The organism is Microcoleus sp. PH2017_09_SFU_O_A (genome assembly GCF_020738625.1).
Lineage (GTDB): Bacteria > Cyanobacteriota > Cyanobacteriia > Cyanobacteriales > Microcoleaceae > Microcoleus.
In genome coordinates this window covers 16,264-37,186 of record NZ_JAEQCF010000062.1, presented here as the reverse complement: position 1 = coordinate 37,186, position 20,923 = coordinate 16,264, and the positions used below count along the sequence as shown (strand labels likewise).

General features: G+C 44.9%; 15 protein-coding genes and 1 pseudogene. 7 read left to right on the top strand and 9 right to left on the bottom strand.

Annotation, left to right across the window (positions count from 1 at the left end; all coding sequences use genetic code 11):
* Both JGK16_RS22055 and JGK16_RS22050 read right to left on the bottom strand, forming a co-directional pair.
* The coding region (locus tag JGK16_RS22055) for a transposase (protein ID WP_293191630.1) at nt 1-978 on the bottom strand (978 nt) is incomplete at its 3' end.
* Nucleotides 979-1,684: 706 nt separating this feature from the next.
* On the bottom strand, nt 1,685-1,882 hold the full coding sequence (locus tag JGK16_RS22050) for a hypothetical protein (protein ID WP_293149664.1): 198 nt from the start codon (nt 1,880-1,882) through the stop codon (nt 1,685-1,687).
* 476 nt (nt 1,883-2,358) lie between these two features.
* Here JGK16_RS22050 and JGK16_RS22045 point away from each other — a divergent pair, with 476 nt between their 5' ends.
* The 5 genes and pseudogenes from JGK16_RS22045 to coaBC all read left to right on the top strand — a co-directional run bounded on the left by JGK16_RS22045 (nt 2,359) and on the right by coaBC (nt 9,604).
* Nucleotides 2,359-4,269 (top strand): acetate--CoA ligase family protein, encoded by a 1,911-nt coding sequence (locus tag JGK16_RS22045; RefSeq protein ID WP_293191627.1) that lies wholly within the window; start codon nt 2,359-2,361, stop codon nt 4,267-4,269.
* Between the two features lie 402 nt (nt 4,270-4,671).
* Nucleotides 4,672-6,756 carry a CHASE domain-containing protein gene (locus JGK16_RS22040; RefSeq protein ID WP_293191632.1) on the top strand — a complete coding sequence of 695 codons (2,085 nt, stop codon included), beginning with the start codon at nt 4,672-4,674 and terminating at the stop codon, nt 6,754-6,756.
* Nucleotides 6,757-7,110: 354 nt separating this feature from the next.
* Complete coding sequence (locus JGK16_RS22035) at nt 7,111-7,737, top strand: alpha/beta hydrolase (protein WP_293176306.1); 627 nt, start codon at nt 7,111-7,113, stop codon at nt 7,735-7,737.
* A 45-nt stretch (nt 7,738-7,782) separates the two neighbouring features.
* A complete protein-coding gene (locus JGK16_RS22030) occupies nt 7,783-7,995 on the top strand; it encodes a DUF2555 domain-containing protein (protein ID WP_106150386.1) in 213 nt (70 codons plus the stop codon).
* Between the two features lie 392 nt (nt 7,996-8,387).
* Nucleotides 8,388-9,604: pseudogene (gene coaBC / locus JGK16_RS22025) on the top strand (bifunctional phosphopantothenoylcysteine decarboxylase/phosphopantothenate--cysteine ligase CoaBC).
* Between the two features lie 126 nt (nt 9,605-9,730).
* Here the strand turns inward: coaBC and JGK16_RS22020 are convergent.
* The gene (locus tag JGK16_RS22020; protein WP_293191624.1) at nt 9,731-10,117 is read right to left on the bottom strand and encodes a transcriptional regulator; all 387 of its coding nucleotides are present in this window, start codon (nt 10,115-10,117) and stop codon (nt 9,731-9,733) included.
* A complete protein-coding gene (locus tag JGK16_RS22015; protein WP_293176310.1) occupies nt 10,089-10,433 on the bottom strand; it encodes a type II toxin-antitoxin system RelE/ParE family toxin in 345 nt (114 codons plus the stop codon). Before JGK16_RS22015 ends, JGK16_RS22020 begins: the two co-directional genes overlap by 29 nt.
* Before the next feature lie 170 nt (nt 10,434-10,603).
* On the opposite strand from JGK16_RS22015, the gene JGK16_RS22010 reads away from it, so the two are divergent.
* Complete coding sequence (locus tag JGK16_RS22010; RefSeq protein WP_293176312.1) at nt 10,604-11,074, top strand: hypothetical protein; 471 nt, start codon at nt 10,604-10,606, stop codon at nt 11,072-11,074.
* Nucleotides 11,075-11,633: 559 nt separating this feature from the next.
* On the opposite strand, the gene JGK16_RS22005 is transcribed toward JGK16_RS22010, so the two are convergent.
* The 5 genes from JGK16_RS22005 to JGK16_RS21985 all read right to left on the bottom strand — a co-directional run bounded on the left by JGK16_RS22005 (nt 11,634) and on the right by JGK16_RS21985 (nt 18,670).
* A complete protein-coding gene (locus tag JGK16_RS22005) occupies nt 11,634-13,322 on the bottom strand; it encodes a DUF262 domain-containing HNH endonuclease family protein (RefSeq protein ID WP_293176314.1) in 1,689 nt (562 codons plus the stop codon).
* Nucleotides 13,323-13,481: 159 nt separating this feature from the next.
* On the bottom strand, nt 13,482-14,552 hold the full coding sequence (locus tag JGK16_RS22000) for an aromatic ring-hydroxylating dioxygenase subunit alpha (RefSeq protein WP_293176316.1): 1,071 nt from the start codon (nt 14,550-14,552) through the stop codon (nt 13,482-13,484).
* Nucleotides 14,552-15,238: a class I SAM-dependent methyltransferase gene (locus JGK16_RS21995; protein WP_293176318.1), complete on the bottom strand. Its 687-nt coding sequence runs from the start codon at nt 15,236-15,238 to the stop codon at nt 14,552-14,554. Before JGK16_RS21995 ends, JGK16_RS22000 begins: the two co-directional genes overlap by 1 nt.
* Nucleotides 15,239-15,331: 93 nt before the next feature.
* The gene (locus JGK16_RS21990; RefSeq protein WP_293176320.1) at nt 15,332-16,492 is read right to left on the bottom strand and encodes a low temperature requirement protein A; all 1,161 of its coding nucleotides are present in this window, start codon (nt 16,490-16,492) and stop codon (nt 15,332-15,334) included.
* Nucleotides 16,493-16,717: 225 nt separating this feature from the next.
* Complete coding sequence (locus JGK16_RS21985) at nt 16,718-18,670, bottom strand: FAD-dependent oxidoreductase (protein WP_293176322.1); 1,953 nt, start codon at nt 18,668-18,670, stop codon at nt 16,718-16,720.
* Between the two features lie 374 nt (nt 18,671-19,044).
* On the opposite strand from JGK16_RS21985, the gene JGK16_RS21980 reads away from it, so the two are divergent.
* Entirely contained in the window at nt 19,045-20,727 is a 1,683-nt protein-coding gene (locus JGK16_RS21980; protein ID WP_293191622.1) for a N,N-dimethylformamidase beta subunit family domain-containing protein, read from the top strand.
* Nucleotides 20,728-20,923 lie beyond the last annotated feature (196 nt).

The following is a 20,923-nucleotide window of genomic DNA, read 5'->3' as shown; positions in this document are numbered from 1 at the left end:
GCTTTCTTCAGTAATTACCACTTTAATTCCTGCTAAGCAAGCTTTGTACTTGAGCATCTCAATAAATCGAGCGTGAGGAATACTGACAAAGTTCTGATTGTTGCGCTTGCCGATGTTGATTTCCTGTTTCCAGCCCTCATTTTTTCCAATCACCAGTGTCCCTATATGGTTTGCTTCCAAGTGATTGATGATAAATCGGCTAGCGTTGTGCAGGTAATTATCAACTTTGCAGTTGCGTTTGTGGGTCAGTTGTTTGATTCTGTTGGATGTGTGCTTCTCTCTTGTGAGCTGAGATTGTAGTTGAGCTTTTTTCTTGTTGTAATAAGCATTAAGAGCTTTAAGAGGTCTTCCATTAATTATTAATGGTGTCAACCCCAAAACATTTGAACTAAGTGCTGCAAGGTTATTTAACCCGATATCAATACCTGCAACAGTTTCCTCATTCCCTTGCTGTGTTTGGGCAACAGCTTCATATACTACCTCGATCGCATAGTTACAAAATAATGGTACAATTCGTACCTGTTGAATTTCACTCACCCGAGTCGTCAAAAAAATGTCTGTTTGGGAAAGATGAACTACTCCTTTTTTTAGCCATTGCTGGCTAACTGCCTGTGATGTGTAAGTAACAACGAATCGACCATCAGTTTTATGTTTGTACTGAGGAAGCTTGGGACGCCCAAGAAACTTCTGCGGACAATTTGTATACTTCTTACTCGCCTCAAAAAACGAGATCCAACTTTCGTGCAATCTCATTAAGGTCTGTTGGCTAACCTTAGCTGGCAGTGCCGTATAATCAGCCGTTCCCTGACACAACTTCACCATAGCGTTGTAGTTAAGGTATTTGGCGTCAAAAATGAAAGATTGCCGAATCAGATAATTGGCGTAGTTAAACAGATTCTTAGACAAAAAGCACAAGCGAGCGCACTCAGCATAAAAGCCGTGATGTTTGTCAATAATATGTTTCTCTACTAGCCTCATCTGTCTTACTCTTCTACTAACAAAACTATGGCAGATGTTGGGACTAACGGCAAGAAGATCGGATCGGGTTTTGACGGTAAGAGTACCAGACTACCGAGATGGAAATGTTAGAGCGCCCGCAGCGCTCAGACAAAAAGGACAAAAACCGACGCGATCCCAGAGCCGATCGGGGCAAAGCCCATCGAGGATAAATGAGTCGAGATCAGGATAAGTGCCTATAGACTGAGTGAAGTTTCCCAATACAACAATACTTCGGACAGTTTTTTAACGACTCTGTAAGCGTTACAGCGTAAGCCCTGGCATTTTTAATGTTTTTTTGAAACGAGCGGGCTAGAGTTAAAGATTGAAAAAATACTCATCCCTATAGCCATCAAGGGTTTGAGATACTCGATTAGATCTAAAACTGTCCGGAGTATTGAATACAAAACAAACATCAGATTTTGATACGTGTTGGAGGCACGCAACTCAAGCGTTCCGGTTATTTCACTCGAATCTCCGGGTGTAACGCGATTTTTGATAAAAAAACTAACCCCTCCTCACACCATGGAGGAGGGGTCAAAAAATGAGTTTACATTACATTCCTGGACGCGCGACGGGGTATCAACCCGATTTCTGACTGGAGACTTCACCTGCCTAAAACCCATAAACCTCTTATTTTTCGTATCAACCGGGTCGATCGGCGCTTCTAGATTAGTTCGATCGCGAATTAGTGCGATCGCTCGATCAAATTGCTCAATACTGTACGCGCTCGTTCCAAAGGCAGGTGTCGGGGTTTGCCGTTCCAGACAATCTGATATTCGTTGCTGTGTTGACCGTCACCGTACCCAGAAATCAGCTTTAAGTGAAATGCTTCCTCAGCTAATTGATGAACTTGATCCCTGAGAGCAGTTTGTGCAATCTTCATAATTCTCTGCCTCTTAAATCCTTTTTCACAGTCATAGCCAATTTTAATTGGCCGTGTACCTCTCAAAAGTTATAGCTTTTTTTCATTAGTGATTAATAATTTAGTGATTAGTCATTTAGTCATTAGTGATTAGTATTCGTAATGGCGAATTGGTAATTGGGAATTGGTAATTGGGCAATTCTCCCCCTCTCCCTCTCTCCCCCTCTCCCCCTCTCCCATTCTCTCCCTCTCTCTGCAATATAGTGGCGATCGCACCCCATGAGGTATGCCAGATTCTGCGAATGTCAGGATTTGTAAACGGTGGCGTCTGTACCTCCAAAAACCCGATCGAGTCTATATGCGCGATCGATTACCGATTACCGATTAGCGGACATACCTCATCTGTCTGAGACTCTACAATATCTATACCCATAGGTAGTACCCAATGCGCCGACAAGAGAGCTAATGTGACAAGTTAGCTCAAAGGAGGTCAAAAAATGCTTCAAGAAAAAAATACCGAGATAGCCCGCGTCAATGCGCGAAAAACCGATGTTTTTGATATTTTCAACTTCAAACATTACATCGGGCCAAACCCTTATTTAGAAACAGCGGCTTTAGTTTTCGATTTTGCGGTGACGGAGGCGATCGCACCACAGCCGATCGCACATTATCATGAAATTATTGGCGATCGCTACCCGCAACTACTAGGCGAAACCTTCACGAACCACGCCCAACTGTTCGGCCGCACCGCCTCAGAAGTAGCAAAACTCGACATGGGTTTGCACTTCCAACACTGGAACGTCAAACCATTTTCTCACTTTAGCAGAATCAGCATAGAAGCACTTCATGCCCGCAGCGCCAGAGCCGTAGTTTACGCTGTTTGGGATTGGTTTGAAGCCATCAATCAAAATCAAGATTTCCCCCTAGAAGCACAAATTGGCGCGCTGCAAAATATGTTCCGCCAGTCTGTTTACGGAGGCCCGACAGTTTATTCATTAATGCGATCGGCATCCCAAAAAGGCATTCCCACATTTTATTTGTGGGATGAAGGATTGATGCAATACGGTTACGGTAAAAAACTGGTGCGTGGCTCTGCCACAACTTTTGATTCCGACAGTCATTTAGACTCGGATTTTACCACACGCAAAGATGATTGTAAAGCTTTTCTTGCTACCTTAGGATTTCCAGTTCCCAAAGGCGATATCGTCTCCACAGAAAACGGAGCTCTGGGAGTTGCAAGAGAAATTGGCTACCCAGTTGCTATCAAACCAGTAGTCGGTCATAAAGGAATTGGCGTCACCGCAGATATCCGAGATGCAGAAGAATTGCAGGCGGCTTTTAAAAGAGCAGTTAACGCAATTCCCGAAACATGGCCCGTGCGAGTTATTGTGGAAAATAGCATCAAAGGAGCGGATTTTAGGCTGCTGTGCGTTGACGGCAAGTTTGTTTCTGCAACTGAACGTCGGCCCGCTTGGGTAACAGGGGACGGCGAGTCAACTATTCGGGAATTGATCCGCCGCGAAAACCGCAAACCAGAACGCTTGGACACGCCAACTTCGGCGATGAGCAAAATTCAGTCCGACGAAGCGATGGAAATGTACCTGGAACAACAAGGGCTGTCATTGGATAGTGTCGTAGAGCGCGATCGCACTGTATCTCTTCGCAAAGTAGCCAATCTTTCCGCAGGCGGCGTCAGCATCGATGCTACCCGCACCATTCACCCGGATAACATTGTTTTAGCTCAAGATATCGCCCTGCATTTTCGGTTAACTTGTTTGGGGATTGATGTTGTCACAGAAACTCTCGCCAAATCTTGGAAAACCGGGAATTTTGGGATTATCGAAATCAATGCCGCGCCGGGAATTTTTATGCACCTCAACCCGGCTGTCGGAGAAGGGGTTGATGTGCCTTCACATATTATTGATACTTTCTTTGATTCTGGAAAGTCAGCCAGAATTCCGATTATTACGTTCAACCGAATTTCGGTACACGAACTGCAAGAAACAATTGACCACATTCTGTTGCAACATCCTGATTGGACAATCGGTGCTGTTTGTCGCACTGGACTTTTTGTCAACCGTTCTGAAAAGGTTTTGCATAAAAATTACAATCTTAATGTGCAAACTTTGCTGCGAAATCCTAAACTCGATTTGTTGATTGCTGAATATCCCGAAAATGTTTTGGAAGCTGAGGGAATGTTTTATCAGGGCAGTAATATGGTGGTGCTGGATAATCCGGGGGAAACAGAGATGATTTTGCTCAGGGAAAGCACTGATGATGATACTGTGGTGGTGCGGGAAGGCAATAGTATTTCTATCCGCCGCCAAGGTTTGATCGAACAGTACAGTCTGGAGGATGGGGAACCGTTTACTCGGGTGTATTTGAAGGAAATTGGGACTATTTTGTAAGGTGCAAATTGCCACTTGAGTAAGGTGTGGGTTGCATACAATTAAATCAACACAAAGGTGCGAATTATTACTCGCACAAAGTAATAAGCGCACCTTCGTGTTGACGGTTAAGTGCAAATTGCTATTTAGGCAAGGTGTGTAGCGCCCACTCAAATTTAACAATCAAGTGCGAATTGCTACTTGTGTAAGGTGCATTCGGCGCACTATACTGAGGTAAAGTAATTGTTATATTGTCGTTACCAAACTAATATTTTCGTAGAAACCGAACTTTATGAAGATAAATTCATATTTGTGCGATCTTAAGTTTTGACACAATCTTGTTTCTGCGCTGTCGATCGTGTTATCAAGGAAATTCAGAACTATTTAAACGAATCGCACTCCGGTGCCAAAAACTCTGGAAATATGAATGTTGCGAGCAATTGGTTTAATTCACTGACGAAAAATTTACAGTCGTATCGCCGCTACATTCCAGCAGCGTTGACTCTTTGCACGGGTGCCGGCTTGTCATTGATAGCGGCTGCCGTTGTCTGGAATTGGGAAAATCAGCGGATGGCAGCAGAATTTCATCAGCAAGCCGATCGCCTGAATGCGACTTTACAGCAAAGCATCAACAAAAACTTAGATTTTCTGTACTCAATTCAAGCATTCTACAGCGCATCTGCTGAAGTTAGCAGACAAGATTTGAGGGAATTCGTTCAACCGGCACTGTCCCGAAATGCTGCTGTCTTTTCTGTAAACTGGGTTTTGCGCGTCCCGGCTGCGGACAAAGCAGCTTACGAACAGACAATTCGAGCCGAAGGTTTTCGGGCATTTCAAATCTACGAGCGAGATGCTGACAAAAAGCCTGTACCAGTAAAAGCGCGATCGGAATATTTTCCTGTCACGTACAGAGAAGCCCTGGAAGCAGATACAAAATCACTGGGTTTCGATCTGGCTTCCAATCCCGAACGCAAAGCAGCTTTAGAGAAGTCGGTGAATACCGGGAAAATAGCTGCTTCGGGGAAGATTAAATTAATTAAGAACGATAGACCTGGAGTGCAACTATTTCTGCCAGTACCTGGCCGCGCAAGTTCTCCAGATAACTCGGCAAACAGCCGCGAAAACCTCAGGGGAGTGATTTCAGGTGTGTTTCAGATTACCAATATGGTCAATTTTTATTTAGAATCACTGAATTTAGACCACATAAATTTTTATCTCTATGACAACTCCGCCACAGAAAAAGAACGGTTTTTGATGCGCTACGACTCGCAAACCAAGCAGTTTATAGATAATCCACAACTAGAACATCCAGAGTTAACTAATCTCCGGCAACCTATCTGTGAAAATAAGAGTGCTTGCACTCGCACATTCAACGTAGCAGACCGCCAGTGGATGCTGCTAGTTTTGCCGGGAAAGGGGTACGATAGTCTGAGCGCCCATGAGGGTTCGCTGGCAATTGGCGCGATCGGGCTTTTGATGAGTGGCAGCTTGACGGCTTACCTGTTGATGTCTCTAGGACGTACAGCCAAAGTAGAACACCAAGTGCGCGATCGTACAATTCAACTAAAAGAGCGCACCGCTGAACTAGAAACGGCACTGACAAATTTACAGTCAGCGCAATTAAAACTAATCCAAACTGAAAAAATGTCCAGCTTGGGGCAGTTGGTGGCTGGAGTCGCTCACGAAATTAACAATCCTGTCTGCTTTATTTCTGGCAACCTGAGCCATACAGGCGAATATACTCAAAACTTGCTGGAACTTGTGAAAATATACCAGCAGCAATATCCCAACCCAACGCCAGAAGTACAAGGAAAACTACAAGAGATCGATTTGGAATTCATTAGTGAAGACTTGCCTAAACTCCTAAAATCGATGAATGTAGGAGCCGAACGCATCCGCCAGATTGTGCTTTCTCTGCGAAATTTTTCGCGTTTGGATGAAGCTGAAATGAAGTCGGTCGATCTTCACGAAGGCCTTGACAGTACCTTGATGATTTTGGACGGTAGGCTAAAAGCTAACGGTGATTTTCCCGGCATTAAAATTATCAAAGAATACGGCAAATTGCCCTTGGTGGAGTGCTGGGCAGGACAATTAAATCAGGTATTCATGAATATTTTAAGCAATGCGATTGATGTTTTGTATGACGGCGAAAAAAATAAACATTTAATCGCAAAATCTTCCTCAGAGTCGCCTTTTTTACCTACCATTGTGATTCGCACTGAACTTTTAAGTTATAATTGTGCGTGCGTGCGGATCGCGGACAATGGAGCGGGCATGACGGAGAAGGTAAAACAACGTTTGTTTGAGCCATTTTTTACTACCAAACCTGTAGGCAAAGGTACCGGATTGGGATTGTCGATTAGCTATCAAATAGTGGAAAAACATCAAGGTTCGCTCAGGTGCGTATCGGCTCCGGGAGAGGGAACTGAATTCTGGATTGAGGTACCCGTGCGGCAACAGCCCGAGCAATCAGTTGCTAATATTTCATCAGCGGTACGCGTCAGTTGACAGTTGACAGTTGACAGTTGACAGTTGACAGTTATATGGCGGTGCCAAGAGTGCGGGCCCTCTTAGGAATGAGAATTAAATAACTTACAATTTTTATTGTTATTGTGGGATGGGCGGGAGAACCCGTTCTTTCTAGACGGGCGGGACGCCCATCCCACAAATATGTATAAATTATTTAATTTGCGATCCTTAATTGACAGTTGACAGTTTAAACAATACCGATGCAACCGGAAACGATATTAGCAAGCACATCCTAATTTACATTTAAATATTACCGAAAACAAATATCTGGGATTTTACGCGCCGCGACAATTTATCATTGTAGTAAGGTCTGATTACCAATTACTAATTACGATGTCTTTACAATTTATTAGCATTCCGCCAACCACCGATCGCAAACCAGTCGCTTTAATTGTCGCTTTGCACGGATGGGGTGCTAATGCTCGGGATTTGACTGCGTTAGCACCGGCTTTCAATTTGCCGGATTATCAGTTTGTGTTTCCCGATGCTCCGTTTCCCCATCCCCAGGTAATGGGTGGCAAAATGTGGTATGACTTGGCAAACAAAGATGCTGAGGGATTGGTAGAAAGCAGGGAATTGCTGAAGGAATTATTGCTGTCTTTGGAAAGCAGCACGGGCGTGCCTTTGTCTCGCACGATTTTAGGAGGCTTTTCTCAAGGCGGGGCGATGACTCTGGATGTGGGTTTGACTTTGCCCGTAGCTGGTTTAATTTGTCTGAGCGGTTATTTGCACTCGTCGATTTCGCCCGTTGCTGGGAGTGCTTTGCCGCCTGTTTCGATCGTGCACGGTACTCAAGATAATATTGTGCCCGTTAGTGCTGCGGTGCGATCGCGCGAGAGTTTGACTGCTTGGGGAGCACCCGTGCAGTATCGAGAATTTAACATGGGACACGAGATTCTGCCGGAAGTTGTAGATGTAATGCGAAGTTTTGTTGTAGAAACTGTGTCTAAATCTGATTAAAGGCTTAGGATATAGTATGGCGGAAGTCTCGGGCAGGGTCAAAAAATGAAAACTTTAACCAAAGCATCGCGCGATATTGCTGTACTTACTTCTCAGGACGTGGCAGAATTGGCTGTCCGTTTGGAGGTTGACGATTATACAGATCCTTTTGAGGGATTGAATGATTGGCATTTGTTGCGATCGCTTGCCTTTCAGCGGCCGGAGATGGTTGAACCCTATCTCCACCTTCTGGATATGGAAGCCTACGACGAAGCATAGGCTTAAAAATCTAGCTCAAAATTTCGACGGGATTGAGGAAGAAGTTAGCAGCATATTTTGTTGCGGATTGAACAGATGAGTTATGGATTTTTGTCTGTTTTCATCTCAACTTCTTTCTTGATTCTTTTTTATTGAAATATGAAACAAGGTTGGTAGTGAGGACTTTAGTCCTTCATGGATGCGGACTAAAGTCCTCACTACCAACCAATCTTATATCCAAATAATATTATAAGTAAGTCGTTTTTTATCTAAAGGGATCATCTCATTTTTGAAAAAAGCATTTTTCATTATAGTGCGAGCGTCCCCGCTCGCGAGCAGTATAATACTCGCGAGCGGGGACGCTCGCACTATATGCAAAACTGAGATGCTCCCTATCTAAAATATAAAATCCTATGGTGAAAGGTAGACGAATTTTAATCGGCGTTAGTGGCGGGATTGCCGCTTACAAAGTTTGTGAAGTAGTTTCAACTTTAGCGAAGGCTGGAGCTGAAGTTAAAGCAATTCTTACGGATGCATTCTTACGGATGCGGCCGGGGAGTTTGTCACGCCTTTGACTTTTGCTACTCTTTCCCGCCATCCTGCTTTTACAGACAAGGATTTTTGGCAAGCAAATCACGGCCGCCCGCTGCACATTCAACTGGGAGAATGGGCGGAAGTTTTTGCGATCGCTCCCCTGACTGCTAATACTTTGGCTAAGCTGGCGGGGGGTTTTGCTGATAATTTGTTGACTAATACTGTCTTAGCTTCTACTTGCCCAATTTTGCTGGCGCCGGCGATGAATACTGATATGTGGGAACAGCCTGCGGTGCAGCGGAATTGGCGGGAAGTGTTGACTTATCGGCGCTATCATGCGGCGAATCCGGGGGCGGGAATGCTGGCGTGCGATCGCGCGGGTGTCGGTAGAATGGCTGAACCTCATGAGATTTTGCCTCATATTGAGTCGCTGTTGTATACCAAGGGCGATCGAGATTTAGCCGGTAAACGGGTGTTAATCAGCGCGGGAGGAACCCGAGAACACCTCGATCCGGTGCGGTTTATCGGCAATCCTTCTACCGGCAAAATGGGCATAGCTTTGGCGCAAGCTGCACTGCATCGCGGCGCGGCTGTGACGCTGGTACACAGCATAACTGGGGAATTGTCGCTGTCTGGTGTACGGGCGATCGCAGTTACCAGCGCCCAAGAAATGCGACAGGCGATGCTAGAATGCTTTCACGATGCCGATTTGACGGTGATGGCGGCGGCGGTGGCGGATGTCAAACCAGTCGATCGCAGTAATCAGAAATTGCCAAAGCGATCGCTCCCCAATTCTTTACCGTTAGCGCCTGTAGCCGATATTGTGGCAGAGTTGGGGAACTTGAAGCAGCCGCACCAAAAGCTCATCGGCTTTGCAGCACAAACTGGGGATATTGTCAAGCCAGCGTTGGAGAAATTGCGGGCTAAGAAGCTGGATGTAATTGCCGCAAACCCGATCGATAAAATAGGTGCAGGTTTCGGCAGCAATACCAATCAAGCAATATTAATTAATACCGCCGGGAAGCAAGTAGAAATTGCACCTTGCAGCAAGCTAGAAATGGCTCACCGACTGTTAGATTTTGCGATAGAGCGGTGATATGATTCTCGGTGAATTAACGACCATATTTGTAGGGGCGGGTTCACAAAAAATCTTTGATTCACATTCACAATATCTATAAACCCGCCCTGACCGATGCACAGAATGCGATCGACTTCCAACTCGTTATAGATTAGCAGGTTCCGGGCATAATTCTGATTCCACAAAAGTTGTTGATTCCGACTCGGCCGGCAACTCAATATTTGCGATCTTAATTTCTAGTTTAAATCCTAAAGCTTCAAGCAATTCTACCAAACTGTAAATTTCCGAACCGCCGCTTTCAGTCAGCATCTTGTCGAGTTTTTCGTGAACTTCTTTTGCTGACTCCGAAAGAGCATTCATCCTGATTCGAGCCTCAATCACCTTTCTGATAGCATTTCTCAAAAGTGCGGGTTCAGGGTCTTTTTCTTCCAAAATAGCCCAGATATAGGCAGCAGCTTCTTCCGGCTCTTTGAGAGATTCAATTAGGTACTCGCAGTAGCTATCACTTGTCGGTGCTTTCACGTCTTTCATAATCTTCCCAGTATACTATAGCTTGTCGAATGTCTTGTTCTTGAGTGCTTTTATCTCCGGCTACTAGGATGACGACAATTGTCAACCCAACTTGTCCGAAGTAGACGCGGTAGCCCGGCCCATAATTAATTCTGAGTTCAAAAACTCCTTCTTTTACTGACTTGACATCTCCGAGATTACCTTGCTCAACTCGGTCAAGCCTAGATTTGATTCTAACTCTAACATTCCGATCGCGGAGGGCATCAAGCCACTCGGTAAATGGTGCCCTACCCTCTGCTGTAGTGTAACGTCGAATTTCCCTGGGTTGTACTTCCACAATTTTATCCTAATTCTTTGCCAATTTCTATAATAAGGCTGTGAAGCGTAGCTATCCCGTAGGGAATCGCCACCGCCTTCCCCAAGCAAATCATACTTAAGACAGAGGCATGAGATCGCCTTTCAGGTAAACCTTGTGCAGGAAACTTTGATTAAAACAGGGAGTTGTAAATGAACTTTAAATCGATCGCAAAAACCAATCTACTACTCAGCAGCCTAATCGTGAGTCTCGGATTCCAAACACTTCCAGCCGCAGCCGCAGTCACCGACGCGCAAGTTTCCGCCCTCGTAGAAGCGCTGCGACAAGCCGCCCCGCCGCAAACCGCAAATGACGGAATGTACAGTCAGTGGCAAGTTTTGCCGGGTAATATTTCCCGCTGGGCAAAATTCTGTACCAAACAAGATTTAACACCGCAACAATTTGAAGCCGACGCCACAAAAGCCAAAACAATTGTTACCTGTATCGTCGGCGATTTGCTGCGCGACGAATACAAAGCTAGCAGCAACAATGAATTAACCGCTATCCGCCGCGCCGCTTGCTGGTGGATGACAGGGGACTCCGCAGCTTGCAAAAGTGGCGCCACTGCTACTTATGCGGACAAAGTTGTCAGCGTTTACCAGCAGCAGCGGCCTAAAAAGTAAGGTTTGTGCTGCGGGATATCGATTTTTTTGACCGCAGATAACGGCAGATTAACGCAGATGAATTGCGATTTTTTAGCAGAGGTGTAACCAATCCTATCGAGCCATCAGATGTAGGTTTTGGGCTGTGTAGCCTTCGGGCAAGTTAGAAATATGGGTTGCCTTCTGCTAAGAAGCAAGCTATAATCAGTAATGTACGACCGAACTGTTCGATAGAGCAGTGTAAGCCGCGCCAATTTTTTTCATGTTTCGTTCGCAAGAACAAGAAGAGAACCCAACAACAGGGTTCTATTTTAATTTATGGATGAGTAACTTTTCCTTTGATTTTAGCTTTCAATCTTGAAGCAATGGGTGCATCTCAATGCAAGCGAATATATGCGTAGGGGCGAAGCATGACCGCAGAAAATAGGAGATGATAACTAATAACTTATATGCGGTCATGCTTCGCCCTCTTCCTTGCGCCAGATGCACCCGAAGCAATTTCTGGTTTGATTGTTAATTTTAGCTCTGGCTTTTGTGCTGATGGATAGATAATAGCAATTTGATATCCAATTCAATTATCCTATAAGCGCCAAAGATTCTTGAGAACATTAATCTGCTCTTTCTGTCGTCGAGCGATTACTTCTGGCGTCCATTCCTGTTCCCGCAGCACTTGGGTAGTAAGTGCAAAGGGTGAAACACCTGTTTTAGTGGTGAAATACTTCTGTTTTTTTACATCAAAATCATAATTTTGTGCCAGAGTGTTTTTCGCACAAGATAGTAAAACTAAGTTGCCAAGACGATGTACATATTGAGCGTGCTCTTGCTGATTAGCAAACCACTTCATCCACTCACTATTAGCACCTGGATTTTGGGGAAGTACGTGCTCGACAGTAATGTTGGAGAAGTTGTAAGATGCTTCACCTTCTGACAGAGCAGCATCTAAGCGCACCAAAACATAACGACGAATTTTTTGCATTAGGTAAAGGTCACTATCGAGGACTCTAAGGATATTGTTTGACTCTTCAGGAGTAAACTGGAGCGGTGAATAGGAATTGAATAAATCTTCCTCTTGCTCAATAGCAGTAAGCAATCTGCTGTAACGTTCTATGCGCTCATTGATATTGGCGCGGACAATCATTAAACCTGCGGCAAGGCGGTCTAAATCTCTAAAGAAACGCAGCAAATTATCGGGGTTATTACGGTTACGGTTGCGAGATAGGTAGAGAATGGCAGGTGGTACCCAGTCAAAATTATCAATTTTGTTTAACCATTTAAATAGTTGATTAATTTCCTGTGCACGCGCCTCGCTTTCATAGGTTAAGTTGTAAATGTCCGAAAAAGCCTTAGCATAAGGAGCTAAAATTTCATCAATGAATTGCTGAGGCCCAGCCGCAGGATTGATGTTTTCTTGAAACTCTTTAAGGATACTCTTGCTAAGTTTTTTCTTTTCCTTAATCATGCGAATATGAGAAAACAAATCTTTGAATAACTCGCGTCCCAGATTCTCCTCGGTATCTTCCCACTTTTTAGTATATTTTTCTTGTTGACTTTCGGGTATTTTTCCGATAATGTCAGCTTTCAAGATATCAGTTACAGAAAGATCTAATCCCCTATTGTTCAACACAGAGAATATCCGATATGCAGAGTCAAAGTCAGGCGTAGAAACCACTACTAAGAAGCACTGAGTAATGATGAACTGGGCAAGGCGTATACAGCAATGTTCGCCTATTGCATGGAAACGTTGCAAGAATAAATGTGCATTTTCTTTAATCAGCTTCTGACTATCCATCAGCTCAACACTGTTCAACTCTTTGAGCTTGTTAATACCACCTTCATTTTGAATATATTCCTTGAAAAAGTCTGCATCTCGCTCGCGCAAAGTCAAACGGTAACGATTAGGAGTACCCGCAATCAAGCTGCCTCTTTGGTATAGAAAAGTGGTCAAGTCATTGGCGTGTTCTGTTGGCAATGATGCCCTGAGAGCAGATAGTAGTATGGTGAGAGTCGTTAGACGTTGCTGACCATCTACAATTTCAGCGGCTGGCTGCTCCGATTTAATCAAAACTATGCTGCCTAGAAAGTAGGGGTTGAGTTCATCAATCGTCTCGTTACCATCTCCCAAGAATGTTAGCAGGTCTTCCAGCAGTTCCCCAGCTTCCTCCTTTGTCCAAGCATAGGGACGCTGGTAGAGGGGAATGGTGAACATAAAGTCATCGCTAAAGATTTTTTTAATCGGATGTTGTTCACCCTTGATGCTGACACGGTTCATGCTTGGTTCCTGTGTTAGGTATGGTTGGTAATTGCTTCCCGAAAGTCAATTTTCCCTGTTGCTAGAATACCATGCTCAAGCTTGGAAAGGCGAACTCTCAACTTAGCCTGTGCAGGCTGGTTCCATTCGTCGCGCCGCAGATGTCAATCTGCGGCTGAATCACTCTTTTTCCGCCTGACTTCTCATCAACTTTTGCACGCTACCCAACGCCCGATTTAATTCGTAACTCTTTCTTTCCGAATTCTGCAAAAAAGCCTGCTGTTCTTCCTCAATCATTAACACATCCTGCCGCACCAAACCATCTAATAACTTTTGAGCGGCACCGAAACAGCTATCTTTGATAAACTTGCGAAACCACACAGGCAATTTGTGCAGCCGCCAAAACGCATTTAATGAGGTAAAATGAACTAAATAAGCGCGAGTTGCTGTCTCGCTTACCGGGCAAACTAAGCAGTAAATCTTAAAGTCGCTTCCCAATGTTGAAACCCAGTGCGGGTAAACATAACTCACGTCAAGCGGTTCCGGGTGCAGTCGGCGCAGAGACTTAAAAAATAACTGGGAAATTGACCAAATTTTATCTATTTTGTAATAACTTTGTGCTTGATAGCGAGCTGTTACTTGATGCTCGTCTTCTGCTAAACTATCTAATACCGGATTTGCCCAAGCTTGCCAATCATCGTGCAAGTGTCCGTGGTACATATCCATCAAATTTTCAATTAAAAATGAATAGTGTGCCTGACAGTCGATGACTGAGACTGTGGCAATATAATTGAGATGTTCCCACTCGGGCAAATCCAATAAATCTATTTTTTCGGCTTGGGTTTCCTCGCCGGGAAACAGCCAGATAAAACCGTTTTGCTCCTTGACTGGATAGGAGCGAATTTTGCAGTTAGGTAGCTTTTGGTTTTCTGCTAAATAATCGACTTCGGCGCATTCTCCGCTTGCATTTAATCGCCATCCGTGGTACGCGCATTCGATTAAATCGCCTTTAACTTTGCCGTGGCTGAGTTTAACTTGTCGGTGCGGGCACCTATCTTCTAAAGCGTTGATTTTGCCTGTACTGTCGCGGAAAAGTGCGATCGCCCGATGCCACAATATCACAGCTAGGGGCTGACTCTGTACCTCTGTGCTGCGGGCGACTGCATACCATTGCTCCAAATTAATGCCCAACTCGCGGATGTGAGTTTTTTCTCCCCTTGCAGATATCGATTCGATCGCATTATTTTGCATTACAAATTTTCCCAAATTACGCCCATAGAACAACCCAATCTTACAAAATAACAGCCGGGAAAGCAACGGCCGTAAATTCTTTTAAATCTCCCTTCTGACAAATACCTGTCGCTCGCTAAATGCTTCAACCAGCTTGGCGACAATCTAAATTTCAACAATCTTGAAGCATCGCGAAATCCGTATTTAGAACAATCGGGAATAAAATCTCTAATTGCACCTATAATGTAGCCGAGGGTGGCTGGTGTTTCGACTTCTGAGACATTATCTAAAAAGACAATTTTACCCTGCCGATTTAACAAGTTCTTAATGCCTGAGAGGGCGACGGGTAGGTTGGGTAGGTGGTGAAAAGTGGTGGCACTAACTATTAAATCAAATTGGCGATCGAGCGCTAATTGACTGGCATCCATTTGGATGTATTCGATATTGGGGGCTGAGCGTTTTTGACTAGCAATAGCCAGCATTTTTGCTGATAAATCTACCGCCACTACACGCTCGTAATACTTAGCTAATTCCCAAGCCAGAATGCCAGAACCGCAGCCAATATCTAATGCTGTACCTTTGTTGGAAGACAGATTTTTAGTAAAAAAATCGTTCTGGCTTTCCAAGGTGGCAGCGAAATCGTATTCTGTTGCAAAATCATCAAACGTTACAGATTTATTGGGAATTTTCCAGTTACTCTTCAGCATCTATTCTTGCTTTATACTCATTCAACATTTTACCCGCAGATGCACCCAAAGCCACGCGGATGTTTTTTTGTTCCCAAGCTCTGACTTTTCTCCTCAGCGAAACCACACCCACAAACCGTAACTCATCTGAATTGCTAGTAATATTACCAACAAACTCAGGAGAGCGATCGCTCCTAATCCTCCGAAAAGACCTACAATTAGTGTCACAACCGCCGCAGCTAACTTTAAGGCAGGACTCCATATCGGGTGAGCGGGTTCGTCCTCATCTCGGCGCAAAGTGGTTTCTAGTAGAGCAATCACAGCTAAAGAAATCGCTAAAGAACCACAAATTAAGCACCGCACGTTCAAAGGCAGCACTGTTGCTTTCGAGGCAATTACATTGTTGATTCCTGCCGCCGTTGCCGTCACCGACATTACCAGCGGCATATGCAAATATCCCCAAGCAAATACCCAACCAGTTGCAGGTTTTGGAGGCCTGCGAGCGACAAAATCAAAGTATATCCACCATATACCGAAAATCAGCGTCATTCCCAGAATTCCAGTGATGGCATGGGCGAATTCAAAGTGTTCTTTGGCGGCTAATCCTTGAACTACGCTGACTACGGCTTCCCCCAAAACTATAATCATAAATAGTCCGTATCTTTCGGGAAGTCTGGAACTGCTAAATTGGGGGAGTTTTGATTGGTGTCTGAGGGTAAATATCGGGGTATTGATATCTACAAATAAGCCAATTACCCACAAGATAAAACGTGTTGGGGGAGGTGCGAAAACGGATAAGATAAAAAAGGCGATCGAAATACTAGAACCAATGACAAACCGTTTCGCAGTTGGGCGGAAACTCGGTTCGTGGTAACCAGCACGCCACCAGAGAACAGTTACGATCGATCGCGCAAATACGTAAGATAAGGCAAAACCCACAGAGGTTTCTCCTAAACCGTGGTGGGAAAATACCGCCAATCCCGCTACAGCCAAAATTAGGAGAAACGTAAACAATCGATTTTCAATTCCTTCTGTCTCAAACCGCTCATTATAGTAAGTTGCACCGATCCAAACCCACCACGCGGGCAAGAATAGCAAGATGTATTTACCCGCGCCTACCCAAGAAACATCGATCGCCAAATTGTGCGATAATTCGGCAATAATAACTACGAATACCAGGTCAAAAAAGAGTTCCAGCCAGCTAACTTTTCGGTGCAATTGCTGTTCTTCGTCGGTGCGGATTTGCGGTTTTTGCCACCAGATTCTTTTAGCCATAAACCAATGTTTTGTGTGCTAATTTAACTCGAAATAAAATAAAAAGGTTCGTAGTTAGGACTTTAGTCCTTCTATGGATGCGGACTAAAGTCCTCACTACGAACCAGTTTTTTTTAAGGTTCGTAGTTAGGACTTTAGTCCTTCTTCTCCTGAGGACTAAAGTCCTCACTACGAACCAGTTTTTATTCGTGCGGACACGATTGAAAATCCGCCCCGCTGCAAACCTTAGATTTTCAGCACGCCTTCGGGATTCACCGTCAAGAGCGATCGCCTCTGCAAACCCTCCTGGTATAAAATAGCATTAGCTGCCAACAAACCGCTGCTCACCGCCCTTTCCATTAAACCGCAAGGAAAAGGCATTTTTACCCAATCTCCGGCAAACAACAGATTGGGAACAGCGCAGCAAGTCTCCGGCCTTTCCGCATAACTACCGGGCGGATAGCCCGAGAAATTCTTTTGATTTACCAACTCCCGGTGCAGCAGAGTTGCTGCTTTTAATTCCGGTACAATTTCATACAATTCTTGCTCAAAAGTAGCCAGCAAAACTTCCTGGTTGGGGAATTCCTTCTCCTTGTAACAATAAGCGTGCAGTTCCACTACGCTACCGCCAGTTTTCTGATGCCACTCGATGAACTGATCCTGGATTTTGTGGTAAAGTGTGATGCTGTCAGTCAGTTTGTAGCCGGAAAGCGAACTAAAATTGCTGTGTTCCCAGGCAAAATCGCGATCGAACCAAAAACGCCCAACCGCAAACGGATCGGCTATTTTCAATTCCTCAATTCGGCTCTGCACCTGCGGATTCACCTCACCGCTGGCCAAACTAAACAAATGCTGCATCCCCGGAACATCCGCCGCAAATACATAATAATCAGCCTTCAATGTTTCCCCTGCATTCTGCGGTTGCGACTTATTAGGAGCGGTGGCTAACTGTATCTCATCGGATTTTTTATCAACTACTTTAAATCGAGGCAAATCCCGTTGAGCAGGCCCGCTCACAACTCGCCCATCAGCATCAAAAACTGCCCCATGACAAGGACAGTGAAATTGACCGTCATTTTGTTTCTGAACCGTGCAGCCTTGGTGAGTACAGCTCAGAGAAATTGCCTCTTTTCCTCCGGGTGCGGCGGCAAACACGCTGTCGCCAGCGCCGAAATATTCCGTAGAGTTGCTGTCAGTTAACAGCGCGTTTCGCTTTACCCAAAAAGGTACTTTACTCTGCACGTCTCCAGACTGATAAGTCAAAGAATCAATCTGACCGTTTTCCCAGTGAATTCCGCTAACTGCGACATCTGTCAATACTTTGCCACCTTTACTTTCAATGGATCTGGCAATCGGCTGCACCAAACTCGTGCCCATATCTTGCCGCGTGCCGTTGAATGCCAAACCTTCGGGATTTCCGAAAAAGTAAAAGTGGAAGAATTGCATTAATTCTCCTACGCTCAATTCGTCGGGAGCGTTGAGACTGGACTTGGCAAAAGGCAGAAAATACAAGTCGTAAAGTCCGCGCGGGAATTCACCTTTTACCCAGTCGGCAACTGATATGTTGTCGAGGCGAGCGAAACTTTTTTGAGTTTGAAAACCGCCGATTTCCCGAAAAACTTGCCAGTGAGCGGGTTTTGTCAGGTTGATTCCCCACTTGAGCCTATTCGGAGAAGATATCCCCAAATCAACGATATTCCAGGGGAAAGCTGAATGGTTGGGACGGAAAACTTCTGGTTGGTATTTGCCGTCTCGAAACACAACGGCGTAGGATTCTAAAGATACAAAGTTATCGGTAATTTCTAGTTCTTTGACCACACTTTTGAGGTTGTAGTATTGCGGAAAAAAACCGTGAAAACCGTGTTCCATCATAAAGGTTTCGTTGCCGACTTGTATCGGCCAACTAGCAATTTTACCGCCGAGTTGGGGCGATTTGTCCAACAGCGTCACGGCGAAACCCCGCTGACTCAGTTCGTAAGCACAGGCGAGCCCTGCTAATCCTGCGCCGACAACTGCAACGGTTTTGGGTTTATTCAGCATTCGCGGCAAGTCAAGAGTATCTTGCACAAAAACGGCGGGTTCGGGCTTGGACAATCGAGAGTAGCCCAGCAGCCCGCCTGCGGCACCGACTCCGAGGAATTTGAGGGCGGTTCGTCGAGAAACTGGTGGAGATAGCGGTGGATTGGTTGATTCACTCATAAAGCTGGTTCACACAAATAAATCATCCGATTTTAGATTTCAGATTTTAGATTTTAGAGGCGATTCGCGGATGCTTCCGGGGACTTGTACCTAAAAACATCTCAAATCGGCTTTTCTATCTAAAACTGTTCGGTGATGGGACATACGCCATAAGGCATACATCATAAGACCTAATACATTATATGTGAAGAAAAATTCAGACAAATCACTCAGTCGGAGTAGGACGATCGCGCGTTGGCGAAGCCCTCGAAGAGGATCGCAAATTAATCTATCTCAGGTATGATGTTTCCAGGGCTATTGTAAAGTATTGTTACGCCCGATACACCCAAACCCAACCGTACAATCTATCACCTAAAATTCATAGACTTAAACCAGTGACAGTTAAACTATTGTCGAAATTGCGCCGCCGAGAGTTTCTGAAAGCTTTCTCACTTGGCTTAGCCGCCCCTTTTTTGTCTAACAGCGCAGCACATTCTCAAGACTATTCAAATATCGCAAAAAGTGCTATCGGCACCAATCTCACAGCCCGAGAAAACCAAAAACCCGGAACCCCAGACTGGGAGTTAGAAAATCCTGCTACGAAGCGAGAAATCGAAGGTTACGCCTCTCTGACCAGCGTCAATCTCGGCGGCGAAATTAAGTTATTTGTCAACACTAAAGAACCGAATTATAGCATAGAAATATTCCGCACCGGATGGTATAATGGACTCGGTGGCCGCCGGATGAATGACCCAATTGTGCGGAAGGGAATCAGACAGCCTCCGCCGAGAGAAGATGAAGCATCGGGACTGATAGAATGCGATTGGAAAGACCCGTATATTTTGCGAATTCCCGATCGCCCTTCCGACTGGACGAGCGGCATTTATTTAGCTAAACTCACAGCCAGTATCAGCGGGAAACAAAGTTATATCATCTTTGCAGTGCGGGATGACGATCGCAAATCCGACATTTTATTTCAATCCAGCGTTACCACTTTCCAAGCGTACAACAATTGGGGTCACAAATCCCTTTACCGCTGGAACAGCATGGCAAAACAAGCTTACAAGGTTTCGTTTAATCGGCCCTACGCCATGAGTCCCAACCGCAAAGCAGCTTACGGCGTAGGTGCGGGGGAATTTCTGACAAATTTTCAGCCAAAAAGGAGAACTTCGAGCGCTGGTTGGGAATACAATATGGTCAGGTGGCTGGAAAAAGAAGGCTACGATGTTACCTATGCCACCAACATTGACACGCATTTTAACTCCCGGTTGCTGTTGTCTCACAAAGCATTTTTGTCCGTCGGTCACGACGAATACTGGTCGCGAGATATGCGAGAAAATATAGAAGCTGCTAGAGATGAAGGCGTCAGCATCGGATTTTTTGGTTCCAATATTTGCTATTGGCAGATCCGCCTAGAACCCAGCCGAATTACTAGGGAAGTAAACCGAACTGTGGTTGCTTATAAAGAAATGGCAGATTTAGACCCTATGGGCGCATTACAAAAAGAATTAGGCGCCGTTAATTCGATAGTAAAAATAGCTAATACTGGGGAATTAAGCTATGGAACAGAGCAACTAGAAAGCACTCAAATAGCAACAAGTTACAATAAATCGCCAGCACTTAATTCTTTAGTAACAACTCGCTGGCGAGACCACTCTATCGGAAGTCCAGAAGATGCTTTGATAGGTGTTATGTACGAGACATTTCAAGTTAATTCTGATATTGTGATTGATAAAAATGCCCCGGATTGGCTGCTGGAAAAAACTCAGTTAAAACAGGGCGACAAGTTACCGGGACTGTTGGGTTATGAAGTCGATCGAATGTTTGGCAATGCTCCGAAAAATATAGTTCGGGTCGGGCATTCTCCATACCCTCACGGCGGCGGGACTCGCTATGCTGATATGACGGTTTATACAGCAGATTCGGGGGCGAAAGTATTCGCGACTGGTTCGATGCAGTGGGCGTGGGGATTAGACGATTACAATGCGCCGCAGTTGCGATCGCCTGTTTTAAATGCCGGAGCTCAGCAGATAACGCGAAACGTTTTAGCAAAGCTGTTAAATTCAGCCAAAAAGTAAATTATGTAATAACTATCCTCTATCTCCATAAGCGGCAAGGTAAAGGGAAGCAGAGCCTCCGAATCTGCATTACTAGGCTCTTCCTGGTAACGAGCAACGAGCAAACATTGCTTAAGTTATTAAATTGTTATTCCTAATCAAGGTACGTAGTTGGGCTTAAGCCCTCTTTAGGCCTATGGATAAAGAGGGCCCAAGC

What these genes read in the sequence shown, in the direction of transcription:
- JGK16_RS22050 (WP_293149664.1), bottom strand. Translation starts at nt 1,882, where the DNA reads ATGAAGATTGCACAAACTGCTCTCAGGGATCAAGTTCATCAATTAGCT.
- JGK16_RS22045 (WP_293191627.1), top strand. Translation starts at nt 2,359, where the DNA reads ATGCTTCAAGAAAAAAATACCGAGATAGCCCGCGTCAATGCGCGAAAA.
- JGK16_RS22040 (WP_293191632.1), top strand. Translation starts at nt 4,672, where the DNA reads ATGAATGTTGCGAGCAATTGGTTTAATTCACTGACGAAAAATTTACAG.
- JGK16_RS22035 (WP_293176306.1), top strand. Translation starts at nt 7,111, where the DNA reads ATGTCTTTACAATTTATTAGCATTCCGCCAACCACCGATCGCAAACCA.
- JGK16_RS22030 (WP_106150386.1), top strand. Translation starts at nt 7,783, where the DNA reads ATGAAAACTTTAACCAAAGCATCGCGCGATATTGCTGTACTTACTTCT.
- JGK16_RS22020 (WP_293191624.1), bottom strand. Translation starts at nt 10,117, where the DNA reads ATGAAAGACGTGAAAGCACCGACAAGTGATAGCTACTGCGAGTACCTA.
- JGK16_RS22010 (WP_293176312.1), top strand. Translation starts at nt 10,604, where the DNA reads ATGAACTTTAAATCGATCGCAAAAACCAATCTACTACTCAGCAGCCTA.
- JGK16_RS22005 (WP_293176314.1), bottom strand. Translation starts at nt 13,322, where the DNA reads ATGAACCGTGTCAGCATCAAGGGTGAACAACATCCGATTAAAAAAATC.
- JGK16_RS22000 (WP_293176316.1), bottom strand. Translation starts at nt 14,552, where the DNA reads ATGCAAAATAATGCGATCGAATCGATATCTGCAAGGGGAGAAAAAACT.
- JGK16_RS21995 (WP_293176318.1), bottom strand. Translation starts at nt 15,238, where the DNA reads ATGCTGAAGAGTAACTGGAAAATTCCCAATAAATCTGTAACGTTTGAT.
- JGK16_RS21990 (WP_293176320.1), bottom strand. Translation starts at nt 16,492, where the DNA reads ATGGCTAAAAGAATCTGGTGGCAAAAACCGCAAATCCGCACCGACGAA.
- JGK16_RS21985 (WP_293176322.1), bottom strand. Translation starts at nt 18,670, where the DNA reads ATGAGTGAATCAACCAATCCACCGCTATCTCCACCAGTTTCTCGACGA.